General features: G+C 42.4%; 14 protein-coding genes. 4 read left to right on the top strand and 10 right to left on the bottom strand.

Going from position 1 to position 20,260, the window contains the following annotated elements; translation table 11 throughout:
- Together cytR and priA are read right to left on the bottom strand one after the other, a co-directional pair.
- Entirely contained in the window at nt 1-1,029 is a 1,029-nt protein-coding gene (gene cytR / locus PR761_RS15930) for a DNA-binding transcriptional regulator CytR (RefSeq protein WP_006816265.1), read from the bottom strand.
- A 290-nt stretch (nt 1,030-1,319) separates the two neighbouring features.
- Nucleotides 1,320-3,518 carry a primosomal protein N' gene (gene priA, locus PR761_RS15925; protein ID WP_115164789.1) on the bottom strand — a complete coding sequence of 733 codons (2,199 nt, stop codon included), beginning with the start codon at nt 3,516-3,518 and terminating at the stop codon, nt 1,320-1,322.
- Between the two features lie 254 nt (nt 3,519-3,772).
- On the opposite strand from priA, the gene rpmE reads away from it, so the two are divergent.
- The gene (gene rpmE / locus PR761_RS15920; RefSeq protein ID WP_006816263.1) at nt 3,773-3,988 is read left to right on the top strand and encodes a 50S ribosomal protein L31; all 216 of its coding nucleotides are present in this window, start codon (nt 3,773-3,775) and stop codon (nt 3,986-3,988) included.
- 96 nt (nt 3,989-4,084) lie between these two features.
- Here rpmE and PR761_RS15915 read toward each other — a convergent pair whose 3' ends face one another.
- From PR761_RS15915 to metJ, 4 genes are all read right to left on the bottom strand, one after another.
- A complete protein-coding gene (locus tag PR761_RS15915; protein WP_154610719.1) occupies nt 4,085-4,819 on the bottom strand; it encodes an outer membrane protein in 735 nt (244 codons plus the stop codon).
- A gap of 276 nt (nt 4,820-5,095) precedes the next feature.
- Nucleotides 5,096-5,821 (bottom strand): outer membrane protein, encoded by a 726-nt coding sequence (locus PR761_RS15910; RefSeq protein WP_006816261.1) that lies wholly within the window; start codon nt 5,819-5,821, stop codon nt 5,096-5,098.
- 262 nt (nt 5,822-6,083) lie between these two features.
- Complete coding sequence (locus PR761_RS15905) at nt 6,084-6,815, bottom strand: hypothetical protein (RefSeq protein WP_006816260.1); 732 nt, start codon at nt 6,813-6,815, stop codon at nt 6,084-6,086.
- Between the two features lie 180 nt (nt 6,816-6,995).
- Entirely contained in the window at nt 6,996-7,313 is a 318-nt protein-coding gene (gene metJ, locus PR761_RS15900) for a met regulon transcriptional regulator MetJ (RefSeq protein ID WP_004265315.1), read from the bottom strand.
- Between the two features lie 319 nt (nt 7,314-7,632).
- Between metJ and metB the strand changes: the two genes are divergently transcribed.
- The 3 genes from metB to ppc all read left to right on the top strand — a co-directional run bounded on the left by metB (nt 7,633) and on the right by ppc (nt 14,254).
- On the top strand, nt 7,633-8,793 hold the full coding sequence (metB, locus tag PR761_RS15895) for a cystathionine gamma-synthase (RefSeq protein ID WP_006816259.1): 1,161 nt from the start codon (nt 7,633-7,635) through the stop codon (nt 8,791-8,793).
- An 11-nt stretch (nt 8,794-8,804) separates the two neighbouring features.
- Nucleotides 8,805-11,246: a bifunctional aspartate kinase/homoserine dehydrogenase II gene (locus tag PR761_RS15890; RefSeq protein WP_154610720.1), complete on the top strand. Its 2,442-nt coding sequence runs from the start codon at nt 8,805-8,807 to the stop codon at nt 11,244-11,246.
- Nucleotides 11,247-11,614: 368 nt separating this feature from the next.
- On the top strand, nt 11,615-14,254 hold the full coding sequence (ppc, locus tag PR761_RS15885) for a phosphoenolpyruvate carboxylase (protein WP_006816257.1): 2,640 nt from the start codon (nt 11,615-11,617) through the stop codon (nt 14,252-14,254).
- 56 nt (nt 14,255-14,310) lie between these two features.
- Here ppc and gadC read toward each other — a convergent pair whose 3' ends face one another.
- The 4 genes from gadC to argE form a co-directional block, all read right to left on the bottom strand.
- Nucleotides 14,311-15,858 (bottom strand): glutamate:gamma-aminobutyrate antiporter, encoded by a 1,548-nt coding sequence (gene gadC / locus PR761_RS15880; protein ID WP_006816256.1) that lies wholly within the window; start codon nt 15,856-15,858, stop codon nt 14,311-14,313.
- A gap of 78 nt (nt 15,859-15,936) precedes the next feature.
- Nucleotides 15,937-17,337, bottom strand: coding sequence for a glutamate decarboxylase (locus PR761_RS15875; protein ID WP_006816255.1), 1,401 nt, complete (start codon nt 17,335-17,337; stop codon nt 15,937-15,939).
- A 613-nt stretch (nt 17,338-17,950) separates the two neighbouring features.
- Entirely contained in the window at nt 17,951-18,835 is an 885-nt protein-coding gene (metF, locus tag PR761_RS15870; protein ID WP_039855918.1) for a methylenetetrahydrofolate reductase, read from the bottom strand.
- Nucleotides 18,836-19,069: 234 nt separating this feature from the next.
- Nucleotides 19,070-20,224 (bottom strand): acetylornithine deacetylase, encoded by a 1,155-nt coding sequence (gene argE / locus PR761_RS15865; RefSeq protein WP_006816253.1) that lies wholly within the window; start codon nt 20,222-20,224, stop codon nt 19,070-19,072.
- Nucleotides 20,225-20,260: the final 36 nt, after the last annotated feature.

Raw genomic sequence — 20,260 nt, 5'->3', positions numbered from 1 at the left:
CTAGCATTTAGGCGCTTTTGTACTCTCTCTAATGATTAAATCAGAATCTAGGAGACGGGAACCGGGGGTGACACTATTTCCTTGTAGTTGTTCTAGAAGCAATAACATCGCATGACGACCAATTTCTGTGCGAGGATGATTAATGGTGGTCAATGCCGGTAAGGTATACTTTGCTTGCTCAAGGTTATCAAAACCAACAAATGACAAGTCATCTGGAATTTTTAGACCCATTTTTTTTGCCTGCCACATTGCTCCAAACGCCATAATATCGGTATGGCAGAAAACAGCAGTGGGTGGCTCTGGTAGAGAAAGTAAGGTTTTTAAGGCTTCAGCACCACTTTCATGTGTAAAATCCCCTCTCACAATATAGCTCTCTCTCAGCCCTTCGCCAGTGCGTAACATCGCTTTTTTATAACCTTCTAAACGATATTCACTATGAGGCATACCTTCAGGGCCTGCAATACAGGCAATTCGCTTATGGCCTTGTCTGAGTAAATAGTGTGTAGCATTAAATGCGGCGGTCAGATTATCGATATGAACAGTAGGAAGTTTAAGTTCAGGGGCAAATTCATTCGCCATTACGATAGGCGGTAAATTTTTTTGTTCTTCTGTTGAAATATCAAACGGCAAATTAGAACCCAGTAAAACCATGCCATCAATCTGTTTGGTAATAATGAGATTGATAAAGGCATTTTCTTGCTTTCGCTGGTGTTTGCAATCACCAATCAGGACGAAATAGCCTTCATGGGCGGCAACCTCTTCAAGACCGCAGATCACATCACTGAAGAAGGGATCGCTGATATCTGGAACGATCGCTAAAATCGTTTTGGATTCATTGCGTTTATAACTTCTAGCCAGATTATGCGGGTAATAACCGACGTCTAGTACCGCTTGTTCGACTTTTTGACGTGTTTGTAAGGAGACTTTCTCTGGATTCATTAATGTCCGAGAGACCGTGGCGGTCGAGACACCTGCTGCATTGGCAACATCTTTCATGGTCGCCGTATTATTGTGTTTTTTATTTTCCACAACGCCTTCCTTTGTCTATTTAATCGATTGCTTTTTTTGAATGGCGCGAACACGTCATTTTGCTAATTAGAAGGTATTCTAATGAATTTCACAATAATATCTGTTACCTAGTTTGCATAAAAAATGTGACTTGCATCATTTTTTAGAGCTGACTCGCAAATTTCGAAAATAGTTAGTATGAGAAATACTTAATCCAAATTCTTAATGGGTAAATTGTTGGCAAAATATGAGGGTTTAACTAACAGACTCAGTCAGTTATCTTACCAACAAAGAGGTAGCTAGGATGGTGATCAACCATCCGTTGGATCGACATCAATGTTCCATTTTACTTTGCGGCTTTCAGGCTGCTTGAGTAATTCTGGCAATAATTGCGCCATAAATTGCTGCAAATAAGCTCGGGAAGGATGCTGCAATAATAGCTGCCAACGAAAACGTCCACCTCGTTTAGCTTGAATCGACGGGGCTGGGCCTAATATCCACAGCCGGGAGTCACTTTGTGGATGCTGACTGATGTATTGGCGAACATTGTGTAAAAAATTGCGTGCATCCTGATTATTATGGTCTTCAGAACGGATCAATATATGGCTAGTAAAGGGGGGCAACATGGCGACGCGCCGCTCTTCTAGTGCTTCTTGAGTAAAGGCGTTATAGCCATTCTCCAGTAATGTTAGTAATAGCGGATGCTCAGGATGGTGGGTTTGTAAAAAAACCTCACCCTGTTTGCCAGCTCGCCCTGCACGCCCTGAAACTTGGACATATAACTGTGCAAAGCGCTCTGCGGCTCTAAAATCACTAGAGAACAGTGCGCCATCCACATCTAATAATGCCACGAGGGTAACATCGGGGAAATGGTGCCCTTTAGCCAGCATTTGAGTGCCGATCAAAATTCGTGCACCACCTTCATGAACCGCATTTAAATGCTGCTCAAGTTCCCCTTTACGGCTGGTTGTGTCTCGGTCAATTCGCGTGACTGGGACATCGGGAAATAGCTCAGAAATTCCTTCTTCTAATTGTTCCGTTCCCATTCCCACAGGAACCAGATTGGTGGATCCACAGTGTGGACATTGGTGTGGGACTGGCCGCTGACTATCACAATGGTGGCAGCGTAATTGATGGAAGTTTTGGTGCAAAGTGTAGTAGTGGTCGCAGCGCTGACACTCTGCAATCCATCCACATTCGTGGCAGATGAGAGCTGGGGAATAACCTCGGCGGTTTAAAAACAAAATGACCTGATTATTTTGCGCTAAGTGATTCTTAATATGCTGAATCAGTAAATGGGATAAACCAAACTTGAGTGGCTGGCCTTTTAAATCAATTAAGTGTTGATCCGCAGGGCGGGCATTTCCTGCACGGATAGTCAGATTTAATTGACGATATTTATTTTGCTGAACATTACTTAGCGTTTCTAAAGATGGGGTGGCTGTTCCCATAATGATGGGGATATTTTCTTTTTTAGCTCGAAATACCGCTAAATCTCGAGCATGGTAGCGCCAGCCATCTTGCTGTTTATAGGAACTGTCATGCTCTTCATCGATGATGATGATCCCAAGGTGAGCAAACGGGGTGAACAACGCTGAACGAGTTCCGATGATAATTCCATTCGAGCCTTGTTTAGCTCGTAGCCAAACTGCCAGACGCTCGCTATCGTTGAGTGCCGAATGCAGCACATCCACAGGAACATTAAAACGTTCGCGGAATCGATTGATGGTTTGGGGAGTTAGCCCGATTTCAGGGACTAAAACCAGCGCTTGTTTACCTTTAGCGAGAATATTTTCTAGCACACTCAGATACACTTCGGTTTTACCTGAGCCGGTGATCCCTGCAAGTAGCCAAGGAGAGAAATTATCATCCTCGGCACGGATGGCACCCACGGCAGTGGCTTGCTCACTATTGAGGCGCAAGCGTTCACCACAGACGGTAAAGTGGGATTGCCATTGTTCCACAACCGGCTGCACAGGATGTAATTCCGCATATTGTTTTTTCTTCAGGGACTGTAATGCACTTTCATTGATTTCTAATTCTGCAACTTGGTGGCGATAAATAGGTCGACGACGCAGTAAGGCCAAGGCTTGCTGCTGTTTTGGTGATCGTTTTAACTCATTGAGATCGACTTCTTGCCCAGCGATCGTCGCTTGCCATTGCCAGATCGGCGTAAATTCGGCTGGCTTACCTTGACGGAGCAATGTTGGCATTGCATGAAATAACACTTCGCCAATCGGGTAGTGGTAATATTGAGATGACCAAAGTAGTAATTGCCACAGGTCATCTGGAAATAAGGTTTGGGAGTCCAGAACCAACTCAATCGTTTTCAATTGGTCTTCAGGGAATTCACTTTTATCGCTGAGATTGACAACGATACCAAGGGCTTGGCGTTTACCAAAGGGCACCATAACGCGGCTACCAACGACGGGTAGCGGCATATTATCTGCAAGGCGATAATCAAATGTGCGATTCAAAGGAACAGGTAAAGCCACCTGAACGACGATCATAGCTGGATTTCCGTCTGTTTTTTGTGCGATATTGCGAAGGTATTTTACTAGAATATCACAAAAATCACGCTAATTTCATTGCGTGGTAAACAGATTTTCTGTATGATCCGCCGCCTTTGGTATCATTAATTTTGCGAAAATATTTGTTTTTGTGAAAACCTAATCCTTGCCAATATACTAAATTTAATCAACACGACGTGTGGTGTCCGGCGTTAGGGCTGGAATGGCGACACGGCCTTATTAGAGGTTCTCCCATGAAAAAAGGTATTCACCCTAAATACGAAGAAATTACTGCGACTTGTTCTTGCGGTAACGTAATGAAAATTAACTCAACAGCTGGTCATTCTCTGAACCTGGACGTTTGTGGTAACTGCCACCCGTTCTATACTGGTAAACAACGTGACGTTGCTACTGGTGGTCGTGTTGATCGCTTTAATCAGCGTTTCAGCATTCCAGGTGCTAAAAAATAATCAAGCCTGTCTCGTTGAAGTTAATTTAACGTATTCAGTAAAAACCTGTTCTATTGAACAGGTTTTTTATTGTCTAAAATCTACCATTTCCAGCATCTAAAAGTGGTAAGCAATCCCAAACATAAAGTCATGAGCGGCGAGTTTTATTGTGGATGTGTCTGTTCCATCTTTATCAAATGCATTGGGCATTGATATCTTATACTTACCCGCTTCGGTGAACCGATAGCCCAGATCGAAGGATAAATTATTATTGAATGCATATCGGCTTCCAAGTCCCAAACTCCATGCTAATTTATTGATTCTTTGGGATTTTGACTGATTAGAACTTTGCTTTAAACCTAAAATTTCAAATTCTGACCGTTGTGTATTTTCATAGCGAGTGCTTGCCAATCCAAGCCCAAATGAAATATAGGGAGCAAACGCAGTTTGGTTTTTCATATCATAGTAGCCATTTAACATCACGGTCGTCAGTGTTGCTTCATTTTTCATATCAGATGAACTACTCGATAAGCTTGAAAGAGCATTGAGGCTATGAGTATTGCTGACTTTTCCCCTCATTCCAACTTCTAATTCAGCCCGAATAGGCATTGAAAACTGATCATAAAAGTTATAACCCACGGCAAGATAATTACCAAAGGCAGGGTGACTTTTGTCATTAAATTTTAGCATTTTAAAATCGGGTTTCTTATCATTACTATACTCAAATTTAGAGTCATACATATTAAGCACAGATACACCAATTTTACTTGATAGATAAACACCGTTATTACTGGATGCTATTGCTAAATTAGCAAACAACAAGCATGTGGAGATTAAAATTATTTTTTTCATTGTTAAGCACCAGTTAATTATTTCAATGTGAAATATAACTGGAGTATAAATGAAATTGGACGTTTTAGAGGCTATTGGAGATCTTCAGATAACCACACTGAATTTTGATATAAAAAGATTAATTATTGAAACTAAATGTTGAAATTAACTGAGTGTTAAAAATTTTAATTTAACTTAATATGAATGTTTAATTTTAATATCTAATGATGGGGGGCGGATTGCACCTCAATCATCATTAAAGAATGTATTAAGGTGCAAGGCAATAAAAGTAAAATATTAGAAGCGATAAACTAATCCGAACATAATATCGTGGCTTTGAACTTTTACTTTAGAGACATTTTCTTGATTATCTTCGTAGTAGCTGGCTTTAGATTTTCCTGCATCTAAAAAGCGGTAGCTCATATCTAACGAAAGATGATTATTCACTTGGTACTGCGAACCGAGACCAACACTCCAGGCAAAATTATTGGTGGTTTTAGATTTAGTGAATTTCTCATGAGTGAATTGATTCATACTCACAATATGATCATTGTAGTCATAACGCATTTTGTGATTAATGCTTGCCATCCCTAATCCAACAGAAATATACGGAGTAAATTTGGTGTCATTTTTGAAGTCATAATAGGTATTGACCATGACCGTGTTTAAGGTGATATCTGCTTTCACATCATCTGAACTGCTGAATACACCAGGGTCATTAACTGAGTCAAGGTTGTGACTTGTTGAGGCTTTTTCCCGCATACCAAACTCTAACTCGGTACGAATAGGCAAAGTGGTTGTTTTTGAAAAATCGTAACCTACTGCAATATTGCCGCCAAACACGGAATCATTGGTTTTGCCGAGATTTTCCTGCTCGAACTCATGATCCGTCGTTTCCCATTTTTGATCTGAAAGTTGCACAATTGAAGCACCAATCTTACCAGAGACATAAAGACCGTTTGTTGATGCCATTGCCATGCTAGAAACCAAACTTAGTAAAGAGACTGCAAAAATTTTCTTCATTTATTAATTCCATTTAGTCGATGTTCGGATTACGCATTATTAGTATAGATAACAATGAATAATGCTTATGTAGGATCGAGTTAAAACTTGATATACGGCATGCTTTCTTATTTTTTTAATTTAATTCAGCATTTACGAGTATAAAAAGCATTAAAACCGATGATAAATCGCACTCTAGCGGGTCAATTAATCACCGATGGATTAATAAAAGAAGAATGGCGCATTTATCAGCTCAATGCGCCTAAACAACAACTAGAGAAAACTAGCGTTTTTGGCAGGGCGCGGGAGCATATTTATTATCGGCAGGAAATGGATTTGCTTCACAGTCAGGTAGCTCTTCTTTTACTTCAAAAATAGCAAATCCAATTACGCCAATATTTCGTTCATCCCCTTGAATATTTTGATTAACATAAGACTCTTCAGGTGCCGCAAAACGGAATGCAGCCACTTGGTTATCATTTTTACGGAAACCGTCAATGGTAAGCTGGCCATTAGGGCGTACCAAATAACCTGAATTCTGATGCGATCCTGCTTGCCCATTTAGGACATCCAGCCCATCAATGGTGGTGACAACTTCGAAAGTTCGGTGGTTATCGGTATTGGTGATTACCAATTGATAACGTTGACCTTCTTTAGCGGGAAGAATGTATTGCCCTTGATTATTACGATAAAAATCCATCGGGCGTCCTGACTCATTGGTCACTGTAATCATCAATGGTTGTAATGGAAGTTTTGTGAATGTACTGGTATTGCGAGGGACTTGCTCACCCCGATAGTAAATCGTGGCGGTATCATAGGCGGTTGAAGAAAGTCGAGAAGCATTAACCGTGATAACTGAAGAATCTACATCCTCTCCCCACTTTGTTCCCAATTTTTTTGCTGAGTCTTCAGGGGCTGATGCACTCGTTGCATATTGCTGGGGAGCCCCGCATCCAGCGGTAATTAATAATGCGCTACCGAGTAGGCAGGCAATAAGCGGGCGATATGTATTCATTATCAGACCTCTGATTGTTGTTATTGTCATGTGTAATAGCGGTCGAGTGTAGATAAATATGAAGAATAAAACCTGAGGGGAATTCTGAAAGCAGGATAAATCAGAGGAATCCTTTGGAAAGGCGGATTCGGCTCGTGTTAGCGAGCCGAATAAAACAATGAGATAGGACGAATAAGAAAATTAATATTCCCAAGTTTCTGGGTCGATCCCCAGTTCGCGCATAATCTCTTTAGCCGCTTCAGGGATCTCATCATTGCGCTCTTTACGCAAATCTTCGTCATTCGGCAAAGGTTGACCAGTAAATGCATGTAAAAAGGCTTCACACAGTAATTCACTGTTAGTCGCATGACGCAAGTTATTGATTTGACGACGAGTACGTTCATCAGTCAAAATTTTCAGCACCTTTAAAGGAATTGATACTGTAATTTTTTTGACTTGCTCACTCTTTTTGCCATGTTCAGCATACGGACTGACATATTCACCGTTCCATTCAGCCATGAGATACCTTGGATATGTTCATTAATAATAAAAAAATAATATGCCGATAACCTTCCTGAAAAATATTCATCCAGTGAAAGTTCTGCATACAAGTTAGAATAAATGTCACTTAGATTATTATAATTTCTCTTGAGAAATTAACCAGCTAAGTGTGTTTATATGCCTGCTTATGCTACCAGCCATCAATTGGCACATAGTTATTATGGCTGATTATTCCATTAGTTGATATAAACGTAAAGAGGTTTAGACGTCCGGACATGTTGACGTCTAAATTTCATTTGCGTATGATTTGAGCTATCCCATACTTGGAGAGACGCCCATGACATACAAGGCATCAACAATCGCAATACATAATGGATTAAATGAAGACCAGCAATTTGGCTGTGTTGTTCCCCCTATCTATTTATCCAGCACTTATAATTTCACCGATTTTAATGAGCCAAGAGCCCATGATTATTCTCGTCGAGGTAATCCGGGGCGCGATATTGTACAGCGCACATTGGCACAGTTAGAAGGTGGAAGCGGTGCGGTGATGACAAACAGTGGTATGTCAGCTCTCCATTTACTGTGTACCGTTTTATTGCAACCCGGCGACTTACTCATTGCTCCCCATGATTGTTATGGCGGCAGCTACCGTTTATTTCATAGCTTAAGCCTGAAAGGGGCTTATCAAGTTGAGTTTATCAATCAAAGCGATGAATCAGCCTTGCAAGCCGCACTAGCAAAGAAACCTAAGTTAGTCTTGATTGAAACGCCGAGTAATCCGCTACTGAGAATTTATGATATCCAACATATTGCCAGTCTCGCCCATCAGGCGGGGGCATTCGTGGTGGTCGATAACACATTTTTGAGTCCGATATTGCAGCAACCATTAGCCTTAGGCGCTGATTTTGTTGTACATTCATGTACAAAATATCTTAATGGTCATTCAGATATTATTGCAGGTGCCGTGATTGCTAAAGAAGAAAAATGGGCACTAGAATTAGCATGGTGGGCAAATAATATCGGTGTTACGGGGGGCGCTTTCGATAGCTATTTGCTGCTAAGAGGCATGAGAACATTGTCTCCACGTATTGCACAGCAGCAACGTAACGCCGATGAGATCGTAAAATATCTTAAAACTCAGCCTCTCGTTCAGAAAATATATTATCCTGCTTTGAGTGATCATCCAGGGCACGAAATTGCGGTCAAGCAACAAGCTGGCTTTGGTGCGATGTTAAGTTTTGAATTTGCAGGTGATGAGCAACAGTTGCGTCATTTTCTTCAGGCACTCACCCTGTTTACATTAGCGGAATCTCTTGGTGGTGTTGAAACCTTGATTTCCCATACGGCGACCATGACTCATGCGGGAATGTCTCCTGAAGCACGAACTGCCGCAGGAATTACCGATAATTTATTGCGGATTTCAGTGGGTATTGAAGATATTCAAGATCTAATTGCAGATTTGACTAACGCATTTAAGGTTGCGTCACAACGTTAGCGGAGTTTTTGATGAGTGCATTGACAGCATTTGAGGTGACGCCTTGTCACCGACAGTTACATAAGTTCGGGGGAAGTAGTTTAGCTGATGTGAAATGTTATCAGCGTGTCGCCAATATTATGGCGAACTATAGTCAACCCGGCGATTTAATGGTTGTCTCCGCGGCAGGAAGTACGACGAATCAATTGATTAGTTGGTTAAAACTGAGCCAAAGTGACCGTATCTCTGCTCATCAGGTACAGCAGGCTCTCCGTCGATATCAACAGGATTTGATTAGTGGCCTGTTACCTGAAGATCAAGCTGAAGCACTGAATGCATTATTTGTTGCCGATTTAGAGCGTCTGAGTGGCTTATTGGATAAGCCCGTTAATGATGCGACATATGCAGAAGTGGTTGGGCATGGGGAAATTTGGTCTGCACGTTTAATGTCTGCGGTACTTGAGCAATTTGACATGGCAAGTGCATGGCTAGACGCGAGAACTTTTTTGCGTGCAGAAAGAGCCGCTCAACCTCAAGTTGATGAATCTCAATCTCGCCAATTATTACAGCAATTACTAGTCCAGTATCCAGATCGTCGTATTGTGGTCACAGGATTTATTTCCCGTAACCATAAAGGTGAAACTGTCTTGTTAGGGCGTAATGGTAGCGATTATTCGGCGACCCAAGTTGGTGCGCTGGCAGATGTCGGTAAAGTGACAATTTGGAGTGATGTGGCAGGGGTATACAGCGCTGACCCACGTAAGGTCAAAGATGCGTGTTTATTGCCACTGTTAAGACTGGATGAAGCCAGTGAACTGGCTCGCCTTGCCGCACCAGTACTGCATACCCGCACTTTGCAGCCAGTTTCTGTGAGCAATATCGATCTGCAATTACGTTGTAGTTACCAACCCGAGCAAGGTTCCACCAAAATTGAGCGTGTATTAGCGTCAGGGGCAGGTGCTAAAATTGTCACGAGCCATGATGATGTGTGCTTGATTGAGTTAAGAATTGCTGCAGGGCGTGATTTTAATCAAATCTGCAAAGATATCGATTTATTACTCAAACGGGTTCAATTGCGCCCGCTAGCGCGTGGTGTTCATCATGACCGCGCTATTTTACAGCTGTGTTACACCTCTGAAGTGGTTGAAAGCGCTTTAAATATCTTGGAAGAAGCCGCTCTGCCCGGGTCACTCTCTTTACGTGAAGGTTTTTCCTTAGTGGCATTAGTGGGGGCGGGTGTATGTAAAAAACCACTGCATAGCCACCGATTCTATGAAGAACTCAAAGGGCAACCCGTTGAGTTTATCTGGCATTCAGAAGATGGAATCAGTTTGGTGGCGGTGCTGCGCACTAACCAAACTGAGCATATTATTCAAGGAATGCATCAAAGTTTGTTCCGAGCAGAAAAACGCATTGGTTTAGTGTTATTTGGAAAAGGGAATATTGGTGCTCGTTGGTTAGAGCTATTCTCTGTGGAACAAAATAATATCTCTGCACGTAGCGATTTTGATTTTGTCTTGGCTGGCGTGGTAGATAGCCGACGCAGTTTATTGAATTATCAAGGTATCGATCCAAGCCGCGCATTAGCCTTTTTTGATGACGAAGCCATTGAACACCAAGATGATAATTTATTCCTGTGGATGCGTGCGCACCCTTACGATGACTTAATTGTTCTTGATGTGACGGCCAGCGGTGAGCTAGCTAACAGCTATGTGGATTTTGCTAGCTATGGTTTCCATGTTATTAGCGCCAATAAAATTGCGGGAGCCGCACCGACTCAGCAATATCGTGAAATTCGTGATGCATTTGCGAAAACAGGGCGTCACTGGTTATACAATGCCACTGTTGGCGCAGGTTTACCGATCAACTACGCAGTGCGTGATCTGAAACAAAGCGGAGACGCAATTTTAGCGATCAGCGGGATCTTCTCTGGCACGTTATCTTGGCTATTTTTGCAATTCGATGGGTCAGTTCCGTTTAGTGAGTTAGTGGAGCAAGCATGGCAACAAGGTCTTACTGAGCCAGATCCACGTATCGACCTTTCTGGGCAAGATGTGATGCGTAAATTGATTATTCTGGCACGTGAAGCGGGTTATGACATTGAGCCGGATGAAGTGCGTGTTGAGTCTTTAGTCCCTGTTCAGGCTGAGACAGGTTCCTTAGATGAATTTTTCGAAAACAGTGCGGTGATTAATGACCAAATGCAGCAGCGTTTGGAAGCGGCACAAGAGATGGGGTTAGTTCTGCGTTATGTCGCGCGCTTCGACGCGGTGAAAGGTAAGGCAAAAGTTGGCGTAGAAGCCGTGAAACCGGAGCATCCTTTGGCATCATTACTACCGGGGGATAACGTATTTGCGATCGAAAGCCGCTGGTATCGCGATAACCCACTGGTGATCAGAGGACCGGGAGCAGGGCGTGATGTAACCGCGGGAGCAATTCAATCAGATTTAAACCGCCTTTCTCAACTTCTCTAGTCTCTAGCTAGCACATTGGTCGATGATCAATATGACCAATGTGCTACATTTTTTTGATTTTATCCTCTCAATTTAATTCTTAAGCAAGATTCATGACTTTAATGAGCTGAATCGACGATAGATTGCGCTGAAACAATACTTAAATAAGAAAAATTAATAAAAATAAGGCTGTAATTAAATTTCATAAAAATCACCCAAAGCACTTTTTTTCTGATATGAATATAGGGAACAGGGTGAATTTAGCGGTCTGCATCACAAAACATTATTACAGCCGACTGAAATTTTCTTACAGGAAATCCAGAGCAGTTTGTTAACCGTTCATGAGAAACGGGGTGGCATCCTGCCAACAGCACAAGATCAGGAGTCCCATGAATCAGCAATATTCCGCAATGCGCAGTAATGTCAGTATGTTGGGTAAACTACTCGGCGATACTATCAAGGAAGCTCTCGGGGAAGATATTCTCGATAAAGTCGAATCCATTCGTAAGCTATCCAAATCCTCTCGTGCTGGTAATGAAGTTCAGCGCCAAAAATTATTGGTGTCCTTACAAAATCTCACGAACGATGAGCTACTACCGGTTGCTCGGGCATTCAACCAGTTTTTGAATCTGACCAACGTGGCTGAGCAGTACCATAGTATTTCTCCCCACGGAGAAGCGGCAAGTAACCCAGTTGCACTGCAAAAATTATTTGGACGTTTAAAAGAGCACGATTTTAGTCACGGAGATATTCAAAAAGCCGTTGAAGAATTATCGATTGAGCTGGTGTTGACGGCACACCCAACTGAAATCGCGCGTCGTACCTTGATCCATAAATTGGTCGAGGTGAATACCTGTTTATCCCAACTTGACCATGATGATTTAGCCGATTACGAGCGTAATAATATTATGCGCCGCCTGCGTCAGCTCGTCGCACAATCTTGGCATACCGATGAAATCCGTAAAATTCGCCCAACGCCAATTGATGAAGCAAAGTGGGGTTTTGCAGTTGTCGAAAACTCCCTATGGGAAGGTGTTCCTGCATTTTTACGTGAGTTCAATGAACAACTTGAAGAGTCGATTGGTGCGGAATTACCTGTCGAAGCTAATCCGATTCGTTTTACTTCATGGATGGGGGGAGACCGAGATGGTAACCCAAATGTGACCGCAGAAGTCACCCGCCATGTATTGCTATTAAGCCGTTGGAAAGCGGCGGATTTATTCCTCAAAGATATTCAAGTATTGGTTTCCGAGCTTTCCATGACGGAAGCAACCCCAGAATTACGCGCCCTAGCGGGTGGCGATGATGTTGACGAACCTTATCGTCAAATCGCAAAAAATTTACGTAGCCAGTTATTCTCAACGCTCGAGTATTTAGAGGGTCGAGTCAAAGGGGAGCAAGTTTTACCACCCGCTGACCTATTGACGGATAATGCCCAATTATGGGATCCGCTGTACGCTTGCTATCAATCACTGATTGCCTGCAATATGAAAATTATTGCCAATGGTTCATTGCTTGATACCCTGCGCCGTATTCGTAGTTTTGGTCTGCAATTGGTGCGTATTGATGTCCGCCAAGAGAGCACTCGACATACGGAAGCATTGTCGGAGCTAACAGAATATTTAGGGCTAGGAAATTATGGCGAATGGTCGGAAGAGGAAAAACAACGTTTCTTACTGACCGAATTACAATCTCGCCGTCCGTTGATCCCGCAAGATTGGCAACCTTCAGCGGAAACTCAGGAAGTATTTGAAACCTGCCGAGTTATTGCCAAAGCGAAGAAAGACTCCATCGCAGCCTATGTCATTTCAATGGCAAAAGTCCCATCGGATGTTTTAGCGGTTAAATTACTACTCAAAGCATCTGGGGCTTGCATTAAATTGCCAGTGGCGCCTCTGTTTGAAACGCTGGAAGATTTAAATAATGCAGAAAGCGTGATGACCAAACTGCTTAGCATTGAATGGTATCGCAATCTAATCGGTGACCATCAAATGGTGATGATCGGTTATTCTGACTCTGCAAAAGATGCGGGGGTCATGGCGGCATCTTGGGCGCAATATCATGCGCAAGACTCTTTAATTAAACTGTGTAAAAAAGAGGGTGTGAAGTTGACCCTATTCCACGGTCGTGGAGGCACCATTGGTCGTGGCGGTGCACCGGCACATTCTGCTCTACTTTCTCAACCACCGGGTAGTCTGAAAGGCGGTCTACGAGTTACCGAACAAGGGGAAATGATCCGCTTTAAGTTTGGTTTACCGCAAGTGACTATCAGTAGCTTAGCAATGTATGCGAGTGCGATCCTCGAAGCTAACTTACTGCCTCCCGCAGAGCCGAAAGAAGAATGGAAAGCGGTGATGAACACGCTGTCCGAAGTCTCTTGTGAAATGTACCGCGATTATGTCCGTGAGCAGCCTGACTTTGTTCCTTATTTTCGTGCTGCTACACCGGAATTAGAGTTGGGTAAACTGCCATTAGGTTCTCGCCCAGCTAAACGTCGACCAACGGGTGGCGTGGAAACGTTACGCGCAATCCCATGGATTTTTGCATGGACACAAAACCGCTTAATGTTACCGGCGTGGTTAGGTGCAGGCGCTGCGCTGAAACATGTCATTGAGAAAGAAGGTAAGCAAGCCGTTCTTGATGAAATGTGGCAGGAATGGACGTTCTTTAAAACCCGTATAGCGATGCTGGAAATGGTGTACGCGAAAGCGGATTTATGGCTGGCGGAATACTATGATCATCGCCTGGTTGAAAAACGTTTATGGCCATTAGGACAGAAGCTGCGTGACCAATTATCGGAAGATATTAAAAGTGTGCTGGCAGTATCGAAGGATGAAGCGTTGATGGCCGACTTGCCATGGGTCGCGGAATCTATCGCATTACGTAACGTTTATACGGATCCATTGAACGTGCTGCAAGCCGAATTGCTTCATCGCTCTCGCCAGCAAGAGCATCCAGACCCTCGCGTTGAGCAAGCGTTGATGGTGACGATTGCTGGTGTTGCAGCTGGGATGCGTAATACGGGTTAGAGGTTTATTGTTAGAAGTGAAGAGGCTGCCGATTGGCAGCCTCTTATGTTTATGGGTTATTTCGTTTTGCTTTTTTTCTGATCTTTATGTACCAACTCATACGCTGAACGGGCACGAGGGTGAATAAAGAAATGGTTCACTGGCGCATTATGGGCTTTGATATGCACCATGGATACGTTAGTGGATTTACCGGCTTTATTATGGAATGCGTAAATAATAAATGGCAGTAAGAAAATGATGACGAAGCTAACACCTAACAACGTGACGTAAGTGGTTGCATCTGCGCCACCAGGCAGTGAACTTGGCGGGAAGAATGAGACAAAGAAGGCAAGAATTGACACGATGAGCCCCACTGTCGCAACGACAAGTTTGACACCTTTTCCGCCCGGAATATTGAAGGAACGTTGTTGGTCAGTTTGTTTGCAGACTAAATGCATGTAGCCAAGGAAGAGCATGAAGTAGCTGCATAAGTAGATAACCACAGTTAATGCCAACGCAATTAGGAATGACATATTACCGCCACCACCTGTATTGGTGAGAACAATAATAGCCACGGTAGTGATCAGTAACTGAGAAATAACCAACGTGACTGGCACGCCATTTTTATTCACTTTGGCAAAACTTTTCGGCAGTATCCCTTTTTGTGCGGCTACATACATACCGCGCGAAGGGCCTACGATCCAAGAGGCGATTTCTGCTAATACCCCAAGTAACAGTAATGCGACAATAATCCGCACAGCCCACTCAAAGGTTGAATTAAAGTGAGTCACTAAAACTTTAAAGGTTTGTACCACACCAGCAGAAAGGTTGATTTCACTGTTTGGAATAACAGCTGCAACAGATAACCCACCAATCGAACTTAAACAGATGGCGGCAATCATCAATAAAAACATTGCGGCAGGGTAATCTCTACCAGGGTTTTTCATCTCATTAACGTGGGTCGCAGAAGCTTCAACACCCATGTAGCTTAAGATAAAGGCAACGAAAACAACCAATGTTCCAATTTGGGTAAAGTCAGGGAAAAAGGTTTTAGTGCTCATTTCGATTGCTAAAGGTGCGCCGCTCATCAGGTAGCTGATTGCGAGACCGACTAAGATCAATGCAGGTAACAGAATCCCTGCAAAGAAACCTACTTTAGCAATAGTTGCCGTGTATTTTGTACCGCCAAATTGTGTGAATGCCAGAACCCATAAGATCACTAAAGCCCCGATAGTTTTCGTGACTGGATCGGTGTTAAGTTCAGGCCAATCAAGAATATAGGATAGCGCACCGAGCACGAAATACAGCATCGGAATAAAGCCTATCGCGATTTGTAGATAACCAAAAGAAATTGCTGCAAATCCCCAACGCTCTCCCAAGGTGTTGGAAACCCAAGCAAAAACACCTCCTTCTTCCCAACCTTTTACCGTTGCCATTTCAGCGGCACATAAGGCGACAGGGATAAACCACAGTAGACCACCCAATAACAGAAAGAAGACTAAGCTGAAACCCGAAGTGGCGAATGTCGGATATTCATACACCGCCATAACCATGGATGCGGTGATTGCAAAAAAACCTAATAAGGTGAGTTGTTTTGCTGCTGGAGCAGCGGTTGACGTCGCCATACATATTCTCCTGACATATGTTTCATAGAATCAGTCGGCGTAGAAAGAAATACGCCGACTGGATGAACGGCTTAATAATTAGCTGTGATTGAAACCACCGCTTTCTTCTTCAGATAGCGGTTTGCTGACAGGATGTTTATCGAAATAATCTAAGGTACGTTTAAAGTCTTCAATTAATAAAGATGCCAGATCTAAACTGACGCCGTGACGTACAAGAATACGCTGGATAACCAGGTCTTCACGGTTCGCCGGCATTGAGTAAGCAGGGACTTGCCATCCACGGCTACGCAGTTTATCGGCAATATCGTATAAGGAATAATTGCTGTTTTTCACATCATCTTTCAGTTTCCATGCGAGGGCTGGAATACCGCTAGCACTGTCACCATCGAAAATCATTTCGAATGGTCCCAGTTTTTCGATTTCACGAGCAAGGTATTGTGCAGTGGCGTAGCAGGCATTGTGAATTTTTGCATAGCCTTCACGGCCTAAACGTAGGAAATTGTAGTACTGAGCGATGATCTGTCCACCCGGGCGAGAGAAGTTTAATGCGAAGGTTGGCATGTTACCGCCGAGATAGTTAACATTAAAAATCAACTCTTCAGGTAAGTCTTTCGCTTCACGCCAAATAACCCAACCTGCACCTAATGGTGCTAAACCAAATTTATGTCCGGAGGCATTGATTGATTTGACGCGTGGCAAACGGAAGTCCCATTCAAGTGTCGGTGCGCAGAAAGGCGCTAGGAAGCCACCACTCGCTCCATCCACATGGATAGGAATATCTAAGCCCGTTTCTTTTTGCAGTTTATCCAGTGCATCATGAACCGCTTTAACTGGTTCATATTGGCAAGTAAAAGTGACGCCCAAAGTCGGCACAACGCCGATGGTGTTTTCATCTACGCGTTTTAAAACTTCTTCTGGTGTCATGATCAGGCGGTCGCCTTCGAGAGGAATTTCTCTAAGCTCAACGTCAAAATAACGTGCAAATTTGTGCCAGCAGATTTGTACGGGGCCACAAATTAAGTTTGGTTTATCGGTAGGTTTACCTTTTGCCGCTTGTTTTTTACGCCATTGCCATTTTAATGCAAGGCCCCCAAGCATTGCTGCTTCAGAGGAACCAATGGTGGAGCAGCCCAACGTATTTTGTGCGTCTGGGGAGTTCCATAAATCGGCAAGCATATGGACACAGCGGTTTTCAATTTCTGCAGTTTGTGGATACTCATCTTTATCGATCATATTTTTATCGATAGATAAGTCCATTAAGCTGCGAATTTCATCATCAACCCAAGTTTGGCAAAACGTCGCTAAGTTTTGTCTGGAGTTACCATCTAGCATTAACTCATCACGTACCGCACTAAATACGTTGCGTGGATCGCTTTCTTTAGTTGGAAACTTCGTTTTTGGTAATGATTGAGATAAATCTAATGATGCATAGACATCATCTAATTCACTATATTTTGAAGATACTGATTTATTATTCATACAACGAATCTCCTCAATAATTGAGTTTTGATTACTAGAAGGATTTAAGATTCTTGTATTTGATATAAGCACAAAAATAAATCTAAATAAAGCTCGTTAAAGGATTAATCTTATTTAATTTGCAGTTGTTTCCATTATTCGTTTTGATGGTAAATATGATTTAAATTTGAAGTTAATCAGGTATAACAAATTATCAACATTGTTAATATAAATTTTCAATAAGTGATTTAATGTGAAAATTCATTACATATCAAATGGATGAATAAATATTTATATGAAATGAATGGGATTTGCATAATTGCCACTCAATATCTATGGGTATATGGAATAAGAATGAAATAGCGTTTTACTATAATATTTATCATATTATATAGAGTGCTCAATAATGGATGCTCTTATTGAGATGTATTTTACTTTGAATTTTAACTTAATATTTCGGTTATTTTTAAAAATATATTCTTGATTTATTTTAAAAATAACAAATATTTAGTCTAATATTGATGATATTGAAATATGAGGATGATATTGAATTTTGAAAATGAAGCTAATTAATCGGGCTAATTAGTGGCAAGACACAATTAACCCGATATTTGAGAAGGGTATAAATCGTTAATTAAGGTCTCACACCCAATGTGTGGCAGATTGCATAGGTCAGTTCAGAACGATTTAACGTATAGAAATGAAAATCTTTAACGCCTTCACGACTTAAAATTTTCACCATGTCCATCGCAATTGAAGCGCCGACTAAATTACGACTTTCAGGATCATTATCCAACCCTTCATACATTTTGCTCATCCATGTTGGAATACGGACATTGGTCAACTTAGCAAATCGCTCTAGCTGGCGGAAGTTCGATACGGGTAAAATTCCCGGAACAATCTCGACATCGATGCCAGTTGAAACACAGCGGTCACGAAAACGTAAATAACTTTCCACATCAAAGAAAAATTGGGTAATGGCACGGTTAGCTCCAGCCTCAATCTTTTTCTTCAAATTTATCAGGTCAGCCTGAGCACTTTTCGCTTCCGGATGGACTTCGGGATAAGCGGCAACTGAGATATCAAAATCGGCTTCATTTTTTAACAGCTCCACCAGATTGGTTGCATACATTTCGGGTTTATTGCTGTTATCGGGTAAATCACCGCGTAGGGCGACAATATGTCGGATACCATTATTCCAGTAATCCCTTGCGATAGATTTTAATTCTTCTGGGTTAGCATCAATACAGGTTAAATGTGGTGCAGCCACTAAGCCTGTTTTGTCTTTGATATCTTTAATTATACTATGGGTTCTATCTCGCTCACCTGAGTTGGCTCCATAGGTTACGGAAACAAATTTGGGTTTTAGATTTTTCAGTCTATCGATAGATTTCCATAACGTTTGTTCCATTTCCGCTGAGCGAGGTGGGAAAAATTCAAATGAGACATTAATTTGACCATCTAATTCAGCCAAATTTTGATTTAGCGCCTCGCGCTGATTTGCGTGAAAGAAACTCATACCCTGTGACCTCGCCATTAGCAGACTGATTATTTAGTTGTTTTAATTAATTGTTCAATGTTCTCTATCCATTTAAACTTCTATACGTTTAGACGTCTAAATAGAGATTACTTGATATTCAATGAGAGTCAACTCTTAAATCAAATTTGGCACTGATGTTTTTTCAGTCGCAACAGGAAAAAAATTCATGATGGGGAAATGCGCGGAGTAGAGTTACTCCGCGTGAGGTGAAAATTATTCAGTAAAACAGAAGTGTTCGACCATTTGGCTGATTAACTGACGTGTCGGTTCAATGAAATTCATATCAATAAACTCATCAGGCTGATGGGCTTGCTCAATGGAGCCGGGACCTAACACTAAGGTTGGGCACAGTTCTTGGATAAACGGTGCTTCAGTACAGTAGTTGACCGTTGCCGCTTTTTGACCCAGTAATTGTTCAATGACTGCCACCATTTTATGGTCAGTCGGGCATTCGTATCCTGGAATCGGAGGGTGCATTTCTTCAATGGCTAAACGCCCTGGCCATTTGGCGCGAACGGGTTCTAAAGCTTCATTTAGCAATTCATCGAGATCTTGCAGTGTCAATCCAGGAAGAGGGCGGATATCCATATGTAATTCACAGCAGCCACAAATACGGTTTGCTGCATCTCCGCCATTAATATGACCAAAATTCATGGTTGGATATGGAATGACAAATGCTGGATTGTTATAGCGTTCTTTTAATGTATTTCTCAATGTCATTAAGTGGGAAATAGATTCATGCATTAACTCGATGGCATTCACCCCACGAGCAGGATCACTAGAATGCCCTGATTGGCCTGTAATACGAATTGCATTAGAAAGATGACCTTTATGCGCCCGTATTGGTTGCAATGACGTTGGCTCCCCGATGATGGCAAAATCAGGGCGCAATGCCGTATTCGCTGCAAAGTAGCGCGCACCCGCCATTGAAGTTTCTTCATCCGCGGTTGCTAATATATGTAGCGGGCGTTTGAGCGTAGTGAGGTCGACATCCCTTAATGCATCGATAATAAAGGCAAAAAAGCCTTTCATATCTGCGGTACCGAGGCCATACAGCTTGCCATCGTGTTCGGTGAGTTTGAATGGATCTCTACTCCAGCGGCCATCATCGAAAGGTACGGTATCGGTATGACCACACAGCATCAATCCTCCGTTACCCTCACCAATGCTGGCTAACAAGTTATATTTGTCTCGGGTATCGGGAACGGGTTGGATATTCACCGAGAAGCCTAAAGTTTCTAGCCATCCACCTAATAGCTCAACAAGCGCTTTATTGCTCTGATCCAAATGAGAATCGGTCGCACTAATCGATGGAGTTGCTATTAATTGACGATAAATCTCAATAAATGCAGGTAATTTAATATTCACTGTTGACAGCCTTTATCCATAATAGTATCAATATTC

Source organism: Providencia sp. PROV210 (genome assembly GCF_028479445.1).
Classification (GTDB): Bacteria; Pseudomonadota; Gammaproteobacteria; order Enterobacterales; family Enterobacteriaceae; genus Providencia; species Providencia rustigianii.
This window is presented reverse-complemented; position numbering and strand designations above follow the sequence as displayed.